At 72.1% G+C, this 17,715-nt stretch carries 15 protein-coding genes; 6 read left to right on the top strand and 9 right to left on the bottom strand.

Annotated features, from left to right (window positions below):
* Window positions 1-41: 41 nt before the first annotated feature.
* Window positions 42-1,214: an MFS transporter gene (locus ACIQ6R_RS12325; RefSeq protein ID WP_404221359.1), complete on the bottom strand. Its 1,173-nt coding sequence runs from the start codon at window positions 1,212-1,214 to the stop codon at window positions 42-44.
* Window positions 1,215-1,351: 137 nt separating this feature from the next.
* Between ACIQ6R_RS12325 and ACIQ6R_RS12320 the strand changes: the two genes are divergently transcribed.
* The gene (locus tag ACIQ6R_RS12320) at window positions 1,352-2,593 is read left to right on the top strand and encodes an ROK family protein (protein ID WP_404220647.1); all 1,242 of its coding nucleotides are present in this window, start codon (window positions 1,352-1,354) and stop codon (window positions 2,591-2,593) included.
* Between the two features lie 111 nt (window positions 2,594-2,704).
* On the opposite strand, the gene ACIQ6R_RS12315 is transcribed toward ACIQ6R_RS12320, so the two are convergent.
* From ACIQ6R_RS12315 to ACIQ6R_RS12300, 4 genes are read right to left on the bottom strand one after another with little or no spacing between them, the layout of a single operon-like run.
* Window positions 2,705-4,084 carry a GH1 family beta-glucosidase gene (locus tag ACIQ6R_RS12315; RefSeq protein ID WP_404180331.1) on the bottom strand — a complete coding sequence of 460 codons (1,380 nt, stop codon included), beginning with the start codon at window positions 4,082-4,084 and terminating at the stop codon, window positions 2,705-2,707.
* Window positions 4,085-4,136: 52 nt separating this feature from the next.
* A complete protein-coding gene (locus tag ACIQ6R_RS12310) occupies window positions 4,137-4,964 on the bottom strand; it encodes a carbohydrate ABC transporter permease (protein ID WP_404180328.1) in 828 nt (275 codons plus the stop codon).
* Window positions 4,965-4,970: 6 nt separating this feature from the next.
* Window positions 4,971-5,924 carry a carbohydrate ABC transporter permease gene (locus ACIQ6R_RS12305; RefSeq protein WP_404220645.1) on the bottom strand — a complete coding sequence of 318 codons (954 nt, stop codon included), beginning with the start codon at window positions 5,922-5,924 and terminating at the stop codon, window positions 4,971-4,973.
* A gap of 11 nt (window positions 5,925-5,935) precedes the next feature.
* A complete protein-coding gene (locus ACIQ6R_RS12300) occupies window positions 5,936-7,222 on the bottom strand; it encodes an ABC transporter substrate-binding protein (protein WP_404220643.1) in 1,287 nt (428 codons plus the stop codon).
* Between the two features lie 283 nt (window positions 7,223-7,505).
* Here ACIQ6R_RS12300 and yicI point away from each other — a divergent pair, with 283 nt between their 5' ends.
* On the top strand, window positions 7,506-9,776 hold the full coding sequence (gene yicI / locus ACIQ6R_RS12295) for an alpha-xylosidase (RefSeq protein WP_404220641.1): 2,271 nt from the start codon (window positions 7,506-7,508) through the stop codon (window positions 9,774-9,776).
* 47 nt (window positions 9,777-9,823) lie between these two features.
* Here the strand turns inward: yicI and ACIQ6R_RS12290 are convergent, their stop codons facing one another.
* The 3 genes from ACIQ6R_RS12290 to ACIQ6R_RS12280 form a co-directional block, all read right to left on the bottom strand.
* Entirely contained in the window at window positions 9,824-11,026 is a 1,203-nt protein-coding gene (locus tag ACIQ6R_RS12290; protein ID WP_404220639.1) for a cysteine desulfurase-like protein, read from the bottom strand.
* A 222-nt stretch (window positions 11,027-11,248) separates the two neighbouring features.
* Window positions 11,249-12,313, bottom strand: a complete 1,065-nt coding sequence (locus tag ACIQ6R_RS12285; protein WP_404220637.1) for an ABC transporter permease — start codon at window positions 12,311-12,313, stop codon at window positions 11,249-11,251.
* Window positions 12,314-12,427: 114 nt separating this feature from the next.
* Window positions 12,428-12,997, bottom strand: a complete 570-nt coding sequence (locus tag ACIQ6R_RS12280; RefSeq protein ID WP_404181359.1) for a Dps family protein — start codon at window positions 12,995-12,997, stop codon at window positions 12,428-12,430.
* Between the two features lie 233 nt (window positions 12,998-13,230).
* Here ACIQ6R_RS12280 and ACIQ6R_RS12275 point away from each other — a divergent pair, with 233 nt between their 5' ends.
* From ACIQ6R_RS12275 to ACIQ6R_RS12260, 4 genes are all read left to right on the top strand, one after another.
* Window positions 13,231-14,346: a Gfo/Idh/MocA family protein gene (locus ACIQ6R_RS12275; RefSeq protein ID WP_404220635.1), complete on the top strand. Its 1,116-nt coding sequence runs from the start codon at window positions 13,231-13,233 to the stop codon at window positions 14,344-14,346.
* Window positions 14,343-15,272 carry a PmoA family protein gene (locus ACIQ6R_RS12270; protein WP_404220633.1) on the top strand — a complete coding sequence of 310 codons (930 nt, stop codon included), beginning with the start codon at window positions 14,343-14,345 and terminating at the stop codon, window positions 15,270-15,272. Before ACIQ6R_RS12275 ends, ACIQ6R_RS12270 begins: the two co-directional genes overlap by 4 nt.
* Window positions 15,266-16,027, top strand: a complete 762-nt coding sequence (locus ACIQ6R_RS12265) for a cupin (RefSeq protein WP_404220631.1) — start codon at window positions 15,266-15,268, stop codon at window positions 16,025-16,027. The genes ACIQ6R_RS12270 and ACIQ6R_RS12265 overlap by 7 nt, the downstream gene beginning before the upstream one ends.
* Before the next feature lie 320 nt (window positions 16,028-16,347).
* Complete coding sequence (locus tag ACIQ6R_RS12260; protein WP_404220629.1) at window positions 16,348-16,800, top strand: phospholipase; 453 nt, start codon at window positions 16,348-16,350, stop codon at window positions 16,798-16,800.
* 19 nt (window positions 16,801-16,819) lie between these two features.
* Here the strand turns inward: ACIQ6R_RS12260 and ACIQ6R_RS12255 are convergent, their stop codons facing one another.
* Window positions 16,820-17,503, bottom strand: a complete 684-nt coding sequence (locus ACIQ6R_RS12255) for a phosphatase PAP2 family protein (RefSeq protein ID WP_404220627.1) — start codon at window positions 17,501-17,503, stop codon at window positions 16,820-16,822.
* Between the last annotated feature and the right edge of the window lie 212 nt (window positions 17,504-17,715).

Here is a 17,715-nt window from a genome sequence, read left to right as displayed (position 1 = left end):
GCCCAGTCCAGTCCAGTCCAGTTGTGTTAAGTCCAGTCCAGTTAAGTCGATGCCGCCGCGCGCCGGGTCGCGATCGCGACGAGTACCGCCACCGCCGCCAGCGCGGCCACGCTGGTGAGCGCGGCGGGCAGGGAGAACCAGTCGGCCATGAAGCCGATGGCGGGCGGCCCGAGCAGCATGCCGCCGTAGCCCAGGGTGGACGCGGTCGCGACACCACTGGGGCCGCCCAGTGCGCCGGCCCGTTCGACCGCGACCGGGAAGATGTTGGCGAGCCCGAGCCCGGTGATCGCGAAGCCGAACAGTACCGCCCATACCGAGGGGGCGAGCGAGCCGAGCAGCATGCCGGCCACGGCGGTCGTGCCGCCGGCCACCACGGTGGTCGTCCGGCCGAGGCGCTCCAGCAGAGTCGTGCCGGTCAGCCGGCCGACGGTCATGGCGAGCGCGAAGCAGGAGTAGCCCGCCGCCGCCGTGCCCGGCGACGCTTCGAGGTCCTGCTCCAGGTGCAGGGCACCCCAGTCGGCCATGGCGCCCTCGCCGTATGCCGTGCACAGGGCGATCAGGCCGAAGGTGAGGACGAGGCGGCGGGTACGGCGGTCGAGCCGGCGCGGGGCGCTGTCGGCCCGGTCGGTACGGTCCGGCGGCACGGCGGGTTCGCAGCGCAGCAGGGCGCGGCCCGCGACCAGCGTGACGAGCAGGCCGACCACGGTGAGACCGAGCAGGTGCCGCACCGGCGAGAGAGAACCGGCGACGAGTCCGCCGAGCCCGGCGCCGATCATGCCGCCCAGGCTGAACGCCGCGTGGAAACTGGGCATGATCGGGCGCCGCAGTACGGCCACCAGGTCGACGGCGGCGCTGTTGAACGCGACGTTGATCCCGCCGTACGCGCTGCCGAACACGAGCAGTACGGCGCCGAGGGCGAGCGCGGAGTGGGTGAGCGGGGGCAGGGCGACGCTGAGGCAGAGCAGGACCGCACAGGCGACGGTGACGGAGTGGCTGCCGTAGCGGCGGACGAGCCGTCCGGTGAGCGTCATGGTGACGACGGCACCCGCCGAGACACCGAGCAGCGCCATTCCCAGGGCGCTGGCGGAGGCGCCGGTCTGCTCCTTGATCGCGGGGATCCGCACGACCCAGCCGGCGAACACGAAGCCGTCGAGCGCGAAGAAGGCGGTCAGGGCGATGCGGAGGCGGGTGAGGTGGTCACTGGGGCCCGGCACGGCGTTGTGCGATCGGGCTTTGTTTATTTGCGGCACAAAGTCAGGCTAGAGGTGGAGTGGAGGTGGGACAAGGGCGTCCCGGCCGGGCGCGGGGGCGCGGGGCGGCGCCCCCGACGTCGCATACGCTCGACACCACCATGAAGAACAACCTCACCCCCCTGGAGCCGAAGGCCGACAAGGCCACGGTCAGACGGCACAACCTCAGCCTGGTCCTGAGAGCCGTGCACGACGCGGGGGAGTCGACCAGGGCCGGTATCGCCACGCATGTCGGACTGACGCGTGCGGCGGTGTCCTCCCTGGTCGAGCAGCTGCTGGAGTACGGCTTCGTCTCCGAGTGGGGCAAGACCAGCAGCGGCCAGGCGGGGCGGCCCGGCACCGTCCTGAAGGTGTCCCGGTCGGGCCCGGCGGGCCTCGGCGTCGAGATCAACATCGACTACGTCACCGTGTGCGTCGTCGACCTCGCCGGCACCGACCGGGTCCGGCTCGTGGAGCACGTCGACAACCGGGGGGTCCAGCCCTCCGAGGTGCTGGCCCGTGCGGCGCGGCTGGCGGCCCGCGCCATCGGCTCGGCGGCCGAACAGGACCTCGCACCGGCCGGCGTCCACGTCGCGCTGCCGGGCCTGGTGACCGGCGGCACCGTGCGCCAGGCCCCCAACCTGGGGTGGCAACGCGTCGCCGTCGAAGGGCTCTTCGCCCAGGCGCTCCTCGCCCTGCGCCCCGCCCAGCGCCCCCTGCCGGTCAGCTCCGACAACGAGGCCAACACCGCCGCCCTCGCCGAGCTCTGGTTCGGGTCGGGCACCGAGGGCGTGCGCAGCTTCCTGTACCTCACCGGCGAGATCGGCATCGGCGGCGCACTGGTGCTGGGCGGCGAACTGCTGCGCGGCGCGCACGGCTTCGCCGGGGAGATCGGGCACATGGTCGTCGACCCGGACGGACCGCTGTGCCGGTGCGGGGCGCGCGGCTGCCTGGAGCAGTACGCCGGTCAGGCCGCGCTGCTGGGGGCCGCGGGCATCGACGCGGACACGGGCGTGCAGGGCGTCGCCGAACTCGAACGCCGTGCCCGGCGGGGTGACCCGGCCGCCCTGTCGGCGATCGAGCGTGCCGGGCGGCAGCTGGGCGTCGTGGTGTCGGGCGCGGTGAACCTCTTCGACCCCGACGCCGTGATGCTCGGCGGTGTCTACCGCGAGCTGATGGACTGGCTGGCGCCCGCCGTCGACCGCGAGCTCGCGCTCCGCGTCGTCTCGGGGCTGTGGAGCGAGGACGGGAAGCGGCTGCGCGCGTCGTCCTCCCTCGGTGACGCGGCCCGCGGCGCGGCCGGCGTGATCGTCCGCGAGGTACTGGCCGACCCGGCGGCGTGCGCCGAGCGCGAGCGGAGTTGACGTGAGGCAAGCGGAGTTGACGTGAGGCGAGCGGAGTTGACGTGAGGCGAGCGGAGTTGACGTGAGCGGGATGGGGGGGGCCGCCCGGGCAAGCCCCCCCCACGTTCCACGTCAGGTGCGGTTCGCGGCGATCATCTCCCGGTACCAGCGGTAGCTGTCCTTCGGCGTGCGCTCCTGCGTGTCGTAGTCGACCCGGACGATGCCGAACCGCTTGTCGTAGCCGTACGCCCACTCGAAGTTGTCCAGCAGCGACCACACGTAGTAGCCGCGTACGTCCACGCCCGCGTCCATCGCCGCCCGCAGCGCGCCGAGGTGGTCGCGCAGGTAGGTGACGCGGTCGGCGTCGTGCACCGTGCCGTCGGCGGCGGGCGCGTCGTCCTCCGCCGAACCGTTCTCCGTGATGTGGATCGGCGGCAACGCGTCACCGTACTGCTTCTTCAGCCGGACGAGCAGGTCGGTGAAGCTGTCCGGGACGACCGGCCAGTTCATCGCGGTGTGCCGGACGCCGGGGAGCCGTACCTCCTCGTAGCGGTTGTCGGTCGCCACCCGCCGCGCCGGGTCGCTCTCGCGGTGCGGGGCGTCGGCGACCACGATCGGCCGGTAGTAGTTGACGCCGAGGAAGTCCAGCGGCTGGGAGATCAGTTCCAGGTCGCCGTCCCGCCGGAAGTCCTCCCCGGTGATCAGCTCGCCCCAGGTCTCCTCCTCGGTGGCCGGGTAGCGGCCCGCCAGGATGGGCTCGGTCCACACCAGGTTGTGCTGGGTGTCCGCGCGGACCACGGCCGCCAGGTCGGCGGGGGAGTCGGTGGCCGGCAGGTTGCGGTCCAGGTTGAGCGTGATGCCGGCCTCGCGCACCCCGGCCGCCCGCAGTGCCGACATCGCCAGACCGTGGCCGACCAGCAGGTGGTGGGCGGCGGCCAGCGCGCCCCGGCCCTCCTTCGCGCCGGGGGCGTGTCGGCCGATGGAATAGCCGAGGAAGGAACTGCACCACGGCTCGTTGAGCGTGATCCAGCGCGGCACCCGGTCGCTCAGGTGCTCCGCGACCACGGCCGTGTACTCGGCGAACCGCTCCGCCGTCTCCCGTACCCGCCAGCCACCGCGGTCCTCCAGGGCCTGCGGGAGGTCCCAGTGGTAGAGGGTCGCGGCGGGCTCGATGCCCGCCGCGAGCAGCTCGTCGACCAGGCGGGAGTAGAAGTCCAGGCCCTTCTGGTTCACCGTGCCCGAACCCTCCGGCACGACGCGCGGCCAGGCGATCGAGAAGCGGTACGAGTCCACGCCCAGGTCGCGCAGCAGCGCCACGTCCTCGGGGTAGCGGTGGTAGTGGTCGCAGGCCATGTCACCGGTGTCGCCGTTCGCCACCAGGCCGGGGGTGTGACTGTAGGTGTCCCAGATCGACGGGCCGCGGCCGTCCTCCCGCGCGGCGCCCTCGATCTGGTACGAGGCGGTCGCGGCGCCCAGGACGAAGCCGGGCGGGAAGCTGGGGTAGTCGCTCATGCTGGGCAGCTCATCTCCATGCAACGGGGTGCGTACGGGGTGCGTACGGAGGTCACTTGACGGATCCGCCGGTGATCCCGGCGGCGATGTACTTCTGGGCGAGGACGAGCAGGATCGCCGCCGGCACCGCGGAGAGCACGGAGGCGGCCATCACCGAGCCCCAGTCGCCGACGTGCGCGCCGATGTACTGGTAGATACCCAGGGTGATGGGTTTGACGTCGTCGGTCGTGTTCAGGGTGAGCGCGAACATGAAGTCGCTCCACGAGAACAGGAACGCGAACAGCCCCGACGTGATCAGTGAGTTGCGGCTCATCGGCAGCACCACCCGCACGAACGTCCGCACCGGCCCGGCACCGTCGATCTGCGCCGCCTCGATCACCTCGCCCGGGATCGACACCATGAAGGAGCGCATCAGCACGATGGAGAACGGGATGCCCAGCGAGGCGTCCGCCAGCATCAGGCCGAAGTAGGAGTTGACCAGACCCAGGTCGACGTACGAGTTGTAGAGCGCGTTGGCGATGACGATGCCCGGCACCATCTGGGTGATCAGCGTGCCGAACACGATGGTGCGCGAGCCGCGCAGCCCGAACCGCGCGAGGCCGTACGCCGCCGGGGCCGAGATCGCCAGGCAGATGGCGACCGCGCCGAGCGAGACGGCCAGCGAGGTCATCAGGTGCCCGCCCTGGTCGCTGATGGCCTTGGAGAAGCCGGACAGATCCAGGCCGTCCGGCACCGGGTCGACCTGGAGCAGCCCCGACTCGGGCTGGAGCGCGGTGTTGAGCATCCAGTACAGCGGGAACAGCATGACGGCGAGGACGAGCACACCGGCGACGGTGGAGCCCCAGCGGCGCCGGGACGCGGTGGGCGTGTGGGTTGCCATCGTCGGTCACTTCCCCTCGGTGCGGTTGGCCCGCAGGTAGAACACCGCGAACACGGCGGAGATCAGGATGAGTACGTTGCCGACGACGGCTCCCGCGCCGAAGTCCAGCTGCACGAAGGAGTTCTGGTACGTCAGCGTGCCGAGCGTCTGGGTGGCGTCGGCGGGCCCGCCGTCGGTGAGGGCGAGGATCAGGTCGAGGATCTTGACCGTCGACATGAAGCCGAGGACGAGCACGACCGTGACGACGGGCTTGAGCAACGGCAGGGTGACGGAGCGGAAGGTACGCCAGGCCGAGGCGCCGTCCAGCGCGGCCGCCTCGTGCAGTTCCCTCGGGATCTCCTGGAGACCGCCGTACAGGATGACCATGTTGAACGGGACGCCGATCCAGATGTTGACCAGGACGACCGACACGAGGGCCATCTCCGGGCTGGTCAGCCAGGGTGTGCTGCCGCCGACGCCGAGGGTGTCCAGGAAGGAGTTCAGCACGCCCGTGTCCTGGTCGAGGATGCGTCGCCAGACGATGCCGGACACCACCATGGGTACCAGCCAGGGCAGCAGGATCAGCGAGCGCAGCACCCCGTTCAGCGGGAAGCGGCGGCTGAAGAACACCGCGAGTGCCAGACCGATGCAGAACTGCCCGAGCAGCGAGCCCGCGGTGAACACGAGGGTGTGCCACAGCGCCTTGCCGAACAGGGCGTCCTGGAACACGTTGGACCAGTTGTCGGTCCCGTTGAAGGGCGCCTCACCGGTGAAGAAGGTCTTCGGTGTGTAGTGCTGGAAGCTCATCACGACGTTGCGGACGAGCGGGTAGCCGAAGAACAGCAGCATGAAGACGACGGCGGGGGCGACGAACCCCCACTGGGCGAGCCTGCGCCGGCGCCTGAGCCGGGCCGGGTCCGGCGCGGCGGCCGTCGTGGACGCCTCGGCCGGCGTCTGGGCGGTGACGGTGGACGTGGTCATGGGGACGTACCTCAGTTCCCGCTCGTGGCCCGCTGCTGGGCGCGCTTCAGGGCGGTCTCACTGGACTGGCCGGTCAGGGCGGACTGGAAGGCGCTCTGCAGGGCGAGCGACACGCTCGACCAGCCGGCGCCGAGCTTCGCGGTCCGGGACCGGGCGACGGCCACCTGGTCGGCGAGGGAGTCCAGCTCGGGCACCCGCTCGCGCCAGACGGCCGCGGCCTCGGCGTTGGCCGGGACCATCCAGCTGTTGAGCGCGTAGGTCAGCTGCTCCTTCTCGCTCGCCAGACAGGCGACGATCTTCCCCGCCGTCTTCTCCCGTGCCTCGTCACCGGTGTGGGGCACGGTGAGCACCGCACCGCCGAGCGGGCCCACCGAGTCGTCGCCGGCCTCGGGAACGGGGATCGGCGCGATGCCCCAGTGCAGCGACTTGTCGGTGTTGAGGGTCTCCACCTGCCACGGCCCGTTGATCATCATCGCCGCGTTGCCGGCCATGAACTGGTCGTTGACGTCCGCCTGCGTCCAGTTCACCGTCGACTTCGACAGCGAACCGTCCTTCAGCAGGCCCTTCCAGTAGTCGAGGGCCTCGACGGCCTGGGGGCTGTCCAGCTTGGTCTCGTCACCGCCGTTGGACCACATGAACGGCATGAACTGGAAGACGCCGTCCTCCGCGCCGCCCGCGCTGAGCGCCAGCCCGTACCGCTTTCCCTGGGTGAGCTTCTCCGCGCTCTCGCGCAACTGCGCCCAGGTGGTGGGCACCTCGATGCCCGCCTTGTCGAGGACGTCCTTGTTGTAGAAGAGCGCGAGCGTGTTCACGGACCGGGCCGCGCCGTAGTACGTCCCCTCGTACGAGCCGAAGTCGACGATGCCCTTGGGGATGTCCTCGGTGCTCAGCCCGAGGGTCCTCAGGTCCACCAGGCCGCCGGCGTCCGCGAAGGTCGGCATCTCGGACGCGTCGAACTGCACGATGTCCGGCAGCGACTTGGACGACGCCATACGCAGTGCCTTCGTCATCACCTGCGCCGCCGGGACGCTCTGCTGCTCGATGGTGATGCCCAGCCGCTCGCCGCAGCGGGCCATCGCCTCCGCGTCCCAGCGGTGGTACGACTCGTCGGTCGATGAGTTCATCACGGTGTACACGTCGGCGTCGCGCTGCTGTCCGCAGCCCGTGAGTGCCGCCCCGGCGACCAGGACGGAGACGGCGGCGAACGGGGTGACGGCTCGGCGTGAGCGTCCTCGCCCGCGGCGCTTTGCAGCCGGAGGGTGTGCTGTCAAGGCGAGCGAGGTGAAGCGCTTCGACATGGTGCGGCCCTTGCTGTCGTACCGTCCGGCTTCCTTGCCGGACCGTTTTGTTTGATGTGATGACTAATACGTCAAGGGTGTGCTGTCGCGCTAGAGCAAAGTGGCCTCGGTCTCGCCACTTCGTGGGGTGAGTGGACTGTTCTGGTGGGTAATCATGCCTGTTCAGTGCGCTGAGAAGGGTTCGAAGGTCTCCTCGCCCGGATTTGTTTTGTGTACGATCAAAATGCTGTGAGACGGCTCCCGTGCTCCCATCCGGCAGCTCCCGCCCCACCCAAGGAAGATCATGAAGTTCACCGACGGCTTCTGGCTCATCCGCGAGGGCGTGCATCTCTCGTACGCCACCGAAGTACGCGATGTGCGCCCCGAATCGAAGCGCTTCACCGCCCATGCCGCCGTGAAGAAGGTGACGCGGAGGGGGGACACGCTCAACGCGCCGCTCCTCACGGTCGAGTGCTTCTCTCCCGCCGAGGGCGTCATCGGCGTCCGCGTCACCCACCACGCCGGAAAGCGGCGGCCGGGCCCCGACTTCGCCCTCACCGGCGCGGCGGACGGCGCCGGCGCGGTACGCCAGGACGGCACGGTCACCGAGCTGACGAGCGGCCCGCTGTCACTCCGCCTGGACCGCGAGGGCCCCTGGGGCCTCACCTTCCACGACGCGGACGGACGCGAACTGACCCGCGCCGACGCCAAGAGCACCGCGTTCGCCACCACCGGCGACGGCGGCCACCACATGCTGAGCCGGCTCGCGCTCGGCGTCGGTGAGCAGATCTACGGCCTCGGCGAGCGCTTCACCCCGTTCGTGAAGAACGGCCAGGTCGTCGACATGTGGCAGGCCGACGGCGGCACCAGCAGCGAACAGGCCTACAAGAACATCCCGTTCTACCTCTCCTCACGCGGCTACGGCGTCTTCGTCAACCACCCAGGCGCCGTCTCCTTCGAGGTCGGCTCCGAATCCGTCGGCCAGGTGCAGTTCAGCGTCGAGGACCAGACGCTGGAGTACTACGTCGTCGCCGGCCCCACCCCGAAGGACGTCCTCACCCGCTACACCGCCCTCACCGGCCGCCCCGCCCTGCCGCCCGCCTGGTCCTTCGGCCTGTGGCTCACCACGTCCTTCACCACCTCCTACGACGAGGAGACGGTGACGAGGTTCGTCGACGGCATGGCCGAGCGGGGCATCCCGCTGTCCGTCTTCCACTTCGACTGCTTCTGGATGCGCGAGTACCAGTGGTGCGACTTCCAGTGGGACCCCGACGTCTTCCCCGACCCGGACGGCATGCTCGCCCGGCTCAAGGCCAGGGGGCTGAAGGTCAGCGCCTGGATCAACCCCTACATCGCCCAGAAGTCCCCCCTCTTCGACGAGGCCGCCGCCCTCGGCCACCTGGTGTGCCGGCCGGGCGGCGACATCTGGCAGTGGGACCTGTGGCAGGCGGGCATGGGCCTGGTCGACTTCACCCGTCCCGAGGCCCGCGACTGGTTCGCCGGGAAGCTCAAGCCGCTGCTCGACCAGGGCGTGGACTGCTTCAAGACCGACTTCGGCGAGCGCGTCCCCACCGACGTCGTCTGGCACGACGGCTCCGACCCGGAGCGCATGCACAACTACTACACGCACCTCTTCAACCGCACCGTCTTCGAACTCCTGGAGAAGGAGCGCGGACAGGGCGAGGCCGTGCTCTTCGCCCGCTCCGCGACCGCGGGCGGCCAGCAGTACCCCGTCCACTGGGGCGGCGACTGCTGGTCGTCCTTCGAGGCGATGGCCGAGTCGCTCCGCGGCGGCCTTTCCCTGTCCCTGAGCGGCTTCGGCTTCTGGAGCCACGACATCGGTGGCTTCGAGGGCACGCCCGACCCGGCGGTCTTCAAGCGCTGGCTGGCCTTCGGTCTGCTCTCCTCGCACAGCCGGCTGCACGGTTCCTCGTCGTACCGGGTGCCGTGGGAGTTCGGCGAGGAGGCGGTCGACGTCGCCCGGAGCTTCACCCTCCTCAAGCACCGCCTGATGCCCTACCTGTACGGCGTCGCCGCCGAGGCCCACCGCACCGGCGTGCCGACGATGCGGCCGATGGTCCTGGAGTACCCGCACGACCCGGGGTGCCGTCCGCTGGACCGCCAGTACATGCTCGGCCCCGACCTCCTGGTCGCCCCGGTCTTCACCGAGGACGGCGAGGTCGAGGTCTACCTCCCCGAGGGCACCTGGACCCACCTCCTGAGCGGCGAGCGCGTCACCGGCCCCGTCTGGCGCACCGAACGGCACGGCTACGACAGCCTTCCGCTGTACGTCCGCGAGGGCGCCGTCCTGCCGCTGGCCTCCGACGACCGCCGCCCCGACGGCGACTGGCTGGACGCCCCGGTCCTGCTGGTCCACCCGCCCGCCGACCCCGACTACGCGACCGAGGTCACCGTGCCCGACCTGCTGGGCACACCCGCCGCGACGTTCCGCGTGCGGCGCGACGGGGACGTCCTGCGGGTCACGGCGAGCGGCACCGACCGCCCGTTCACCGTGCGCGTCGCCGGCGGGGCGAGCGCGGAGGGCGTCGGGGAGGTGAGCGTGCCGCTGGGGTGAGGCGCGCCGGCCCGTGTCCGTCAGTGGTCGAGGCCGGCCCGTGTCCGTCAGCGGTCGAGGCCGGCCAGCGCCGTCAGCAGCCGGTCCACGTCGTCCGCGCTGCTGTACGGCGCGAGCCCGACCCGTACGCCGCCCTCGTCGCCCAGCCTCAGCCTGCGCGAGGCCTCCACCGCGTAGAAGGAGCCGGCGGGCGCGTCCACCGCCCGCTCGGCCAACTGCCGGTGGACGTCGGCCGGACGCAGGCCCGCCACGGTGAACAGCAGGGTCGGCGTGCGCCGCGCGGCCCGCGAGTACACGGTGATCCCGCCGACCTCCGCCAGCCCTCGCTCGATCCGCTCGCGCAGCGCGTCCTCGTGGGCCTCCAGCGCCGCGAAGGAGGCGACGAGCCGGTCCCGGCGGCTGCCCCGTGCGTCCGGCTCCAGGCCCGCGAGGAAGTCCACCGCGGCACGGGCGCCGGCCAGCAGCTCGTACGGCAGTGTCCCCAGCTCGAAGCGCTCGGGGACGGCGTCGCTGGAGGGCAGCAGCTTGTCCGGGCGCAGGGTCTCCAGGAACTCGGGCCGGGCCGCCAGCACCCCGAGGTGCGGACCCAGGAACTTGTACGGCGAGCACACCAGCGTGTCCGCGCCGAGCGCCGCCGGGTCGACCAGGGCGTGCGAGGCGTAGTGCACGGCGTCGACGTGGAGCAGCGCACCGACGCCGTGCGCCAGGCACGCGATGGCCGGCAGGTCGGGCATGGTGCCGATGAGGTTGGACGCGGCCGTCACCGCGACCAGCCGGGTGCGCGGGGAGAGCACCGCCTCGATGTGTTCGGGAAGCAGTTCCCCGGTGGCCGGGTCGAAGTCCGCCCAGCGCACGCTCGCGCCGGCCGCCTCGGCCGCCTGCGTCCAGGGCCGGATGTTGGAGTCGTGGTCGAGGCGGGTGACGACCACCTCGTCGCCCGGCCCCCACGTCTTGGCGAGCGTCCGGGACAGGTCGTAGGCGAGCTGCGTGGCGCTGCGGCCGAGGACGACGCCCCGCGGCTCGGTGCCCAGCAGGTCGGCCAGTGCGCTCCGGGCGTCCGCGACGATGCCGTCCGCGTTGCGCTCGCCCTCGGTCGTCCGGCCCCGGTTGGCCAGCGGGTTGGCCAGCGCCTCGCCGATGGCGTCGATGACGGGCTGCGGGGTCTGGGTCCCGCCCGGCGCGTCGAAGCGGGCGGAGCCGGACTTCAGGGCGGGTATCTGCGCGCGGATCGCGTCGACGTCGAGGGCCATGTGCACTCCAACCGAAGGCGGAAACTCCCGCCTCATGATCGCATCAGGGAGGCGATCGGAACAGGCGCCCGTGACGGACGGGAACGAGTGCGGACGGATGCGTACGGACGGACGCGTAAGGAGGCAGGGCACGTGCGGGCGGGTGCGTAAGGAGGTGTGTGCGGGCGGGTGCGTAAGGAGGCAGGGCACGTACGGACGGACGCGTAAGGGGGTGCGTACGGCTCAGGCGTCCGCGGCGTGCGCCGGCTGCTTCTCGCGGCCGCCGGGATGGCGGTGCCGCCAGATCCAGAAGACCGCGCAGGAAAGCAGCGCCCACCCGCCCAGTACCAGGAACGGGAACGCGTGCTGGTGGTCCTGGAAGTACACCGCCGTGTGCTGGGCGTTGACCGATGCCCCCGGCGGCAGCCACTGGCCGATCGCTCCCAGGGGAGACGGCAGCAGCGGCCAGGACACCGCGCCGCCGGAGGAGGGATTGCCGAGGAGCACCATCAGGCCCCAGGTCGGCAGCATCGCCCAACGTCCGAACAGGGTGTTGAACATGGTGAAGACCATGCCGGACGCGAACATCGTGAGCGCCAGGATCAGCCACGACTCGACGAACGGCAGGTCGAGCGCGTTCAGCAGCCAGTCCACCGTCGCGGCGATGGCGAACCCGCCCAGCAGCGCGTAGGCGGCCGTGAAGAGGATGCGTTCGAAGGGAGTCAGCGAGCGCGCGTGCACGCTCAGCTGGATCGCCCCGACGAAGCCGATGATCACCGCGGCCAGGGAGATGTAGAAGATCGCCAGTCCGCGCGGGTCGCCCTCCTGGAGGGGGTTGATGTCCCGGACGGTGACCTCGACGCCGGTCTTCCTCCCCACGACCGGTGCCGTGTCGGCCAGCACCTCGGCGACGGAGGCACCCGACGCGCTGGAGAGGTCGAGCACGGCGGTCCGGCCGTCGTCGCGCAGCTCGAAGATCGCGAAGACCTCCTGGTCCTGCATCGCCTCTCGCGCCTCGGCCTCGCTCCCGTAGGGGTGCACCTTCACCGAGGCGTTCAGCGCCTTCTCCAGGCCGTCCAGGAAGGCCTGGCCGCGGGCCTCCTCGTACGCACCGACCACGGCCGTGGGGATCGAGTGCGGCGTCGGGTCGGCCATCGAGTAGGTGTACGAACCCGCGAAGAGGCCGGCGGCCGCCGCGAGGATCAGCACCAGTACGGTGGCCGGCCAGAACGGCGACTGGCGGAACGTGGACCATCGCTGCCCGCGCGTCGAAGGCTGGGCGTGGGCGCCGTGGGACATGGGGGCCATGTCCCGGACGCTTCCACAGCCGGGGCGAAAGGGCACCAAGAGCGCCGTCGCCCGGGGGTGCACGGAGCGTGACGGCGATCCCTCGCGGGGCCGTGGAGGTCGCGCGGAACGGGATCAGGCGTGCACCAGCGGGGTGTCCACCAGATGCTCCGCCACGAACCACGCCTGCAGTTCGTTGGTGCGCACGACCTCGGAGACGAGGAGGTCGTTGGTGCCGTCGTCGCCGAGCTCCTGAGTGCGGCCGGCGGCGTCGTGGCAGTCGGCCAGGATCAGCTCGTGCGCCTCCAGGAGCCGCGAGAGCATCGACGGCACCTCCTCCACCCCGTCCGGCGGACGCGGCACGGTGGTGATCTCGGCGACGTGCCGGGGGTCGCCGATCGCGACGCCGCCGAGCGTCTGGACGCGCTCGGCGATGGTGTCGATCAGCTCCAGCTGCTCACCCGCGTGCTTGTCCAGCAGCAGGTGCAGTTGGTAGAACGTCGCCCCGCGCATGAGCCAGTGGTACTTCTTGTACAGGTCGTGCAGGATCCGGGTGTCCGCCAGGACCTTGTTGAGCCGCTGACAGGAGTAGAGGCGGGTCTCCATGGTCAGCGCCACGGGGAACTGCTTGACGGTGCCGAACTCCTGGATGGTCCGGCCCTTCTGGTGCAGCCAGGGCTGGCTGCCGTCGGACCGGTGCTCCATGGACGACGACTTCGGGTTGCTCACGCCTGAACTCCTTCTGGAGAGGACGGAAGGGTGTGCCGGCGCGGTGCGACCGGCTCCGGTCCCCCCGCGCCAGTCGACCAGCCGTCTCCCGAGCCCGCAAACGCTGGGGGGTTGTCCGGACATTCGCCTTCCACTTAGGGTCTGCCGGAGTGCAAGCGCTTTCTAACGGCGCGCGTGCCCATCGTGCGCCGGTGTCCGAGGAGGACCGCATGTCCCCACGTCCCGCCCGCCGCCGGGTCGCCGTGGTCGGTACCGGTGCCATCGTCACCGGCAGCCATCTGCCCGCCCTGAGAGCCCACGCCGACCGCACGGAGCTGGTGGCCGCCGTGGACGTGGACCCGGCCCGGCTCGACGCCTTCCGCGCGGAGGCGGGCGGCGACGTCGCCGGGTACACGTCGACGGGCGCCATGCTGGACGCCGTACGCCCCGACCTCGTCCTCGTCGGTACGCCGCCGTCCCTGCACCGGGAGCAGACGGTGGCCGCGCTCAAGGCGGGCGCCTGGGTGCTGTGCGAGAAGCCGCTGTGCCTCTCGCTCGCCGAGTACGACGACATCGCCGCCGCCGAGGAGGCGTCCGGCGCGTACGCGTCCGTGGTCTTCCAGCACCGGCACGGCTCCGGCGCCGCGCACGCCCGACACCTGATCACGAGCGGCGAGCTGGGCGCCCCGCTGGTCGCCCACTGCCAGACCACCTGGCACCGTGACGCCGCCTACTACGCGGTGCCGTGGCGCGGCCGCTGGTCCACCGAGGGCGGCGGCCCGACCATGGGCCACGGCATCCACCAGTACGACCTGCTGCTGCACCTGCTCGGCCCCTGGGCGGAGATACGTGCCATGGCGTCGCGCCTGGTCCACGACACCGAGAGCGAGGACGTCTCCACCGCCCTGGTGCGGTTCGAGAACGGCGTCCTCGCCACCGTCGTCAACAGCGTGCTCTCCCCGGACGAGGTGAGCCGCGTGCGCGTCGACTGCGCCGACGCGACCGTGGAGCTGACCCACCTTTACGGGCACCGCAACGACGACTGGACCTACACCCCGGCCCGGCACGTCACCCCGGAACGCGCCACCTCCTGGCGCACCCCGGCGGCGGACGTGCCCAGCTCCCACACCGCGCAGCTCGGTGCCGTGCTGGACGCCTGGGACGCGGGCGCCGGGCCACCGGGCAGCGGTCCGGACGCCCGCGCCACGCTGGAGTTCGCCGCCGCCCTGTACAAGGCGGCGTTCACCGGACGGCCCGTCGCCGCGGGGGAGATCGCGCCCGGCGACCCCTTCCACTCGGCCATGCACGGTGACCACCCCGACTGGGCACCCGAGGAGCGCGCGTGAGCACCCTGAGCGTCAGCCACGCCCACGGCGACCACGTCGCGGTCACCGCGGCGAACGGCACCGAGATACTCCGCTATGTCTACCGCCCCGACCCCGAGGCCTTCGAGTCCCGCAAGCCCTACGCCCATCCGGTGCGCACCCTCGCCGGGCGCCCGGTGACCGGGTACCGCCCCAGCGACCACCGCTGGCACAAGGGCCTGCAGATGACGGCCAGTCACCTCTCCGGACAGAACTTCTGGGGCGGCAACTGCTACGTCCACGGCGAGGGTTATCTGCCCCTGCCCGAGCGCGTCGGCTCGATGCGGCACGACGGCTTCGGCGACTTCGGGGTCGAGGACGACCGGCTCGCGATCACCGAGAACCTCACCTGGATCGAGAACGGCGGCGCCGAGTGGGCCCGCGAGGAGCGCGGACTGACCGTCCACTCGGTCGACGAGGCGGCCGGTGCCTGGGTCCTGGACTGGTCGATCCGCCTCACCAACACCCGCGCCGAGCCCCTGGCGTTCGGCTCCCCGACCACCGCCGGCCGCGACATGGCCGGCTACACGGGCCTCCAGTGGCGCGGCCCCCGCGACTTCACGGGCGGCACCGCCTTCGCCCCGGACACCGACGCGGACGCCGCCGGGCTGATGGGCACCCAGGGCCCGTGGCTCGCCTTCACCAGCGAGCACGACGACGTGGACGCCCACTCCACGCTCGTCTTCGCGCACGCGCCCGAGAACCTCGACGAGAGGACCGCGGTCCATCCCTCCCACTGGTTCGTGCGGGCCGAGCCGATCCCCACGGTGGCGTTCTCCTGGGCGTTCTTCGAGGAGTTCGAACTGCCGGCGGGCGAGTCCTTCGCCTACCGCTACCGCATCGTGGTCGCCGACGGCGCCTGGGACGGCGACCGCGTGGGGACGTACCTGACAGGGCTGCCGTGGTGAGCGACGCCGAGCCCGTACTTCCCCGCCCCCTGCCCGGCGCGGTGGGCCTGTCCCACCTGAGCGCCTACGACTGGGCGGCCGCCGACGGCGTGTGCGGCGGCAGCCCGCATCTGCACCTGGTGTGCACGGAGGCGTACGTCGTCACCGGCGGGCGCGGCGCGGTGCAGACGCTGAGCCCCGACGGCTACCGGGACATCCCGCTGGAGACCGGCTCGCTCGCCTGGTTCACGCCGGGCACCGTGCACCGGATGGTGCAGGGCGGCGACCTGCGCATCACGGTGCTGATGCAGAACAGCGGTCTGCCCGAGGCCGGGGACGCCGTCTTCACCTTCCCGCCCGAGGTACTGGCCGACCCGGAGGCGTACGCCGCCGCGGCCACCCTGCCGCCCGGCACCGGGCCGGAGACGGAGGCGGCCGCCCGGCGCCGCAGGGACCTCGCCGTCGAGGGCTACCTGGTCCTGCGCGAGGCCCTCGTCGCCGGGGACGCCGGTCCGTACCGGGAGTTCCAGCGGGCCGCCGCCCACCTGGTGCGCGACAAGGTGCCCGGCTGGCGGGAGCTGTGGCGGGCCGGTGCGTCGGCCGCCGCCGAGCGCACCGGGGCCCAGCTCGACGCGCTCATCGACGGCGGTCCGGCGTACCTCGCCGACGCCACCGCGTACGAGGCCGCGCCCACCCGGCACGGCGGATACGGCATGTGCGGCCGCCGCGACGAGTACGCGCTGCCGGGGACGACGCTGCCGTACCGGGGGGAGTAGCGGCGCACGCGGCGAAGCAGCAGGGGGCGGGGCCAGGGGGCCTGCCGCGGACCGAAGGGGTGAACGGCGCGAGCGGCGAGAGCGGCACACGTACTCGCCACCCCGGCGACGTCTTCGGCCGCGTGCGACGTGCGGCGTGCGCAAAGGAGTTGAGCGGCAGGGGGCCGGGGCGGCGGACGTTCACGTTCCGATCTCCCGCCGGGCAGAAGAGTTAATGGGCCATTAGGTCGGCGGATGTGTGAAGGGATGGCCGAAGTGCGCATCATCTTGACATGAACCTGCGGCCCGAGGGGCGGGTCGCAGCCTCATGGAGGTGTGGAATGCACCGCAGACTCGTCACCGGACTCGCCACCTCGGCCCTGGCCGTGACCGCCGTCCTCGGCACCGCCGCGACCGCCGACGCCGCTCCCGCCGACAAACCGCGGGTACTCGCGAGTTGGACCCAGACCAGCGCGTCGAGCTACAACGCCTGGACCGCCGCGCGGGCGAACCAGTCGGCCTGGGCCGCCTACGGGTTCGACTGGACCACCGACTACTGCTCCTCCTCGCCGGACAACCCGTTCGGCTTCCCCTTCAGCACCTCCTGCGCGCGCCACGACTTCGGCTACCGCAACTACAAGGACGCCGGGTCCTTCAGCGCCAACAAGTCCCGCCTCGACAGCGCCTTCTACGAGGACCTCAAGCGTGTCTGCGCCCGCTACGGCGGCGCCACCAAGACCGCCTGCGACAGCACGGCGTGGACGTACTACCAAGCCGTGAGGGCCTTCGGCTGACGGTCCGCGCGGCGGCGCCCTACACGGGCGCGGAGGACGACGACGGCGCCGCCGAGCAGACCGACCGCAGGCCCGGTACCGGGGCGGCCGCCGCTGCCGCGAGCGCGACGGCCGCACTGGCGATGCCCAGGACGGCGCCCGCGGCCACATCGCCGGGATAGTGCACGCCGACGTGGACCCGGGCGTAGCCGACGGCGCTCGCCAGCGCGCCGAGCGGGACGGCGGCCGCCGGCAGGACCACGCCGGCCGCCGTGGCGAACGCGACCGCCGAGGCCGTGTGACCGGACGGGAACGACGCCGACGCCGGCATCGGCACCCGCCGGTCCACCGTGACCCGCGCCGCCTCCCGGTCGGGCCGCGCCCTGCGCACCAGCCGCTTGCCCAGCAGGTTCGCGGAGACCGAGGCCACGGCGACCGCCCCCACCCCGACGAGGGCCGCCCGGCGCGGCCGCCCACCACCCAGGGCGAGCACGGCGGCGATCCCGAGCGAGACCTTCGAGTGGTCGGCGGCGTGGGACAGCCGGCGCAGCGCCCGGTCGAGCGTGGGCGTGGACGTGGCGGCCACCGCCGCGTACAGGGCGCCGTCCACGGCACGCAGATCACCGAGTACGGCGGTGAGGGCCCGCCCGCGCGGACGCGCCGGGCCCGGGTCCCGCGCGAGCGGCCCGCTGGTGTCCCCGTCGGCGTTGGTCGGTTCGGTCATGGGCTCCTGCTCCGCGGGGCGATGGGGCGGGGGTGACGCCCGGGCGCGCCGGGAACGCCGGGAACGCCGGGGCGCCGTGAGCCCGTCGGCACACCGCGCACGTGATCCGTCGCCGCACCCGTCTGGCGCCGTACCAGTCTGGTCCGCCTCCGGGCGTACGGCGCGCCGGCGGGGCCCGTCCGGGGGACGCCGGCGGGGCCCGTCCGGGGGAC

The organism is Streptomyces sp. NPDC096048 (genome assembly GCF_044763415.1).
Lineage (GTDB): Bacteria > Actinomycetota > Actinomycetes > Streptomycetales > Streptomycetaceae > Streptomyces.
This window is presented reverse-complemented; position numbering and strand designations above follow the sequence as displayed.